Origin of the sequence: Halorubrum sp. SP3 (genome assembly GCF_005435195.1) — an archaeon.
Lineage (GTDB): Archaea > Halobacteriota > Halobacteria > Halobacteriales > Haloferacaceae > Halorubrum > Halorubrum sodomense.
Genome location: NZ_SGTU01000825.1, coordinates 1 through 213 on the forward strand (window position 1 = coordinate 1; position 213 = coordinate 213).

Consider the following 213-nt stretch of genomic DNA (forward strand, 5'->3'; position numbering starts at 1 on the left):
TGATTCAGATCGTGCCATTTCTCGAATCTCCGGAGCAGCGTGTCGGCGTGCTGCTCGATGTACGCGATACAGTAGCGCGGCGCTCGTGTTAAATTCACGGGTGGGAAATCGTCTTTGACGCGGGCCTTCTCACCGAATTTGTAGACATCCATGTGAAGTCCCTCCTCGGTGATATCGTGCCCCATCGGGTTCTCTGGATCGTGGTCGAACCGG

1 pseudogene is annotated in these 213 nt (G+C 55.9%); it reads right to left on the bottom strand.

Features of this window, described 5'->3' with window-relative positions:
* Nucleotides 1-213, bottom strand: a pseudogene (locus tag EXE42_RS20120) (hypothetical protein); the annotation flags it as partial.